Source organism: Caulobacter sp. 05T431, from assembly GCF_056665975.1.
In genome coordinates this window covers 1-2,500 of record NZ_JBFTKU010000046.1, presented here as the reverse complement: position 1 = coordinate 2,500, position 2,500 = coordinate 1, and the positions used below count along the sequence as shown (strand labels likewise).

At 59.4% G+C, this 2,500-nt stretch carries 1 tRNA gene and 1 rRNA gene (1 of these 2 cut by a window edge); both read left to right on the top strand.

The features are described 5' to 3' along the window. Positions 1-950: ribosomal RNA gene (locus AC1U89_RS24360) — 23S ribosomal RNA — on the top strand; it begins 1,839 nt to the left of the window's first position. A 95-nt stretch (positions 951-1,045) separates the two neighbouring features. After that, a tRNA-Met gene (locus AC1U89_RS24355) sits at positions 1,046-1,122 on the top strand. The last annotated feature ends 1,378 nt before the right edge of the window (positions 1,123-2,500 follow it).

Below are 2,500 nucleotides of genomic sequence, written 5' to 3'. Positions count from 1 at the left end.
AATTCCTTGTCGGGTAAGTTCCGACCTGCACGAATGGCGTAACGACTTCCCCACTGTCTCCAGCATAGGCTCAGCGAAATTGAATTCCCCGTGAAGATGCGGGGTTCCCGCGGTCAGACGGAAAGACCCTATGAACCTTTACTGCAGCTTCGCCTTGGCGTTAGCAGCAACATGTGTAGGATAGGTGGGAGGCTATGAAACCGGGGCGCCAGTTCCGGTGGAGCCATCCTTGAAATACCACCCTTATTGTTGCTGACGTCTAACCGCGGCCCGTTATCCGGGTCCGGGACATGGCGTGGCGGGCAGTTTGACTGGGGCGGTCGCCTCCCAAAGTGTAACGGAGGCGCGCGATGGTGGGCTCAGACCGGTCGGAAATCGGTCGTCGAGTGCAATGGCATAAGCCCGCCTGACTGCGAGACTGACAAGTCGAGCAGAGACGAAAGTCGGCCATAGTGATCCGGTGGTCCTGCGTGGAAGGGCCATCGCTCAACGAATAAAAGGTACTCTAGGGATAACAGGCTGATTTTGCCCAAGAGTCCATATCGACGGCAAAGTTTGGCACCTCGATGTCGGCTCATCACATCCTGGGGCTGGAGCAGGTCCCAAGGGTTCGGCTGTTCGCCGATTAAAGTGGTACGTGAGCTGGGTTCAGAACGTCGTGAGACAGTTTGGTCCCTATCTGCCGTGGGTGTACGAGACTTGAGAGGATCTGTCCCTAGTACGAGAGGACCGGGATGGACACACCTCTGGTGGACCTGTCATGGCGCCAGCTGTGCAGCAGGGTAGCTAAGTGTGGAATAGATAACCGCTGAAAGCATCTAAGCGGGAAACTAACCTCAAAACAAGGTCTCGCTGAGAGCCGTGGAAGACCACCACGTTGATAGGCCGGGTGTGGAAGCGCTGTGAGGCGTGTAGCTTACCGGTACTAATAGCTCGATAGGCTTGATCGTTCTTCAGTCAAACCCATGACTGAGCTTTCCGCTAAAAGGATGCTCAGCATCAAAGTCCAAACCCTACCACACGATCACATCACTACCCTCTTCGCCGCGGGGTGGAGCAGCCCGGTAGCTCGTCAGGCTCATAACCTGAAGGTCACAGGTTCAAATCCTGTCCCCGCACCCAAGATCAAGAAATGGCCTCCTTCGGGAGGCCATTTTTCGTTTGGGCCCCTGCCTGGCGGTCCGAGCGGGGCAGGGCGACCAGGTCGTCGTCGGACCTCGGAGGTCGCGCTTACGGCGCTTGCCGCTCTCCATGAGCGGGCCTTTCAGCTGACGCATCTCTTGATTCCATTGCTCTCCCGCGGAAACGGCCGCCTTGCTGAGGATCCGTGCGAACGAGCCGAGCTCGGCCCTGAAGCGCCGGCGACGATCGAAGCCGCCCCGCGGCGCATCCAGGAATCAGCGTCTCCGATGCGTCCGCCGGCGAGACCCACATGTTTCTCCGTGACGATAGAGGCGAATCCGTCTCGACGCCCCGAACGACGGATGGTGAGGTTTCACGGATTCCGCCGCCGACAGCCGCCGAGGCCGTATTCTCCGATTCTCGGAGCACGGTCCGCCTGGCCGGTTCGAGAATCGCCGCATCGAGCATCGACCGTTTCGGATCCAAGCCTTCGATTCGCGATCAGGGCAGCCCCCGCCGCCTCAGGGCGGAGAGCTCGAGCTCCGCCTCGGTGCTGAAAATCCGTCGGCGCTGACAGACCCACGTGCCGCGAAGGCCATCGGAAGAATCGGTTTCCGCGATGCCCGGCAGTACGATCAGCACGGCCGCCGCCTTTGACGATCGATCGACGCACCGGTGTGACGATTCGCCGAGGTCGCCGACCCTTCTTCGCGCCCCGTCCTCGCCGCGCCGCACGGCCGGCGTCGGGAGGCGAGTCGGCAATTCTCGACGCCCTTCGCCGGCGTCGGCAGAGAAGGGAAGGGCGTCCGGCGACCTGGTCACGGCGCCTGGCCGTCTAAGCCCAAGTCCTCTGGTCGGGATTCGTCCGGACAGGGGTTGTCATCGCCGCGTCACACGCCTATATCCGCCCCTCGCTCGGAAACGCGATCGCGACCGGAGGGCAAAGACGCCGCAAGGCTCTTGCTTTCTTCGACCGGTTTCGCTAGCTTCCGCGCTCCAATCGACTCGGTAATGGATCCAGGCGGGCAGCCTCGGCGGCCCACGGATCCCTTTTTGTCTCTTCGTTGCGGCCTTGGCCCTTTGAGAGGATGGAAAAACGAGGCGGTTGACTCTGGGGTGATGCTTCAATAGAAGCGCCACTCCTTACTGAAGCGAAGAGTTCGATAAGAATTCCAAGGTTCGGTGAAGTATTCGACCTCGATGTTCTGCTGAAATTCAGCGAAATTCGAGGTTGACAGGGGGTTTAGCTTTCCTTAGAAAGCGCGGCTCCGGAGGGTTTGGTGAAGAGTTCGCAAGAATTCGGATCTGGGTCCTTCAAGTCTAGAAAGAGTTTCCTGGAAATTCTTACTTGACTTGGTTGGCGCTCTTCTCTAGAAGG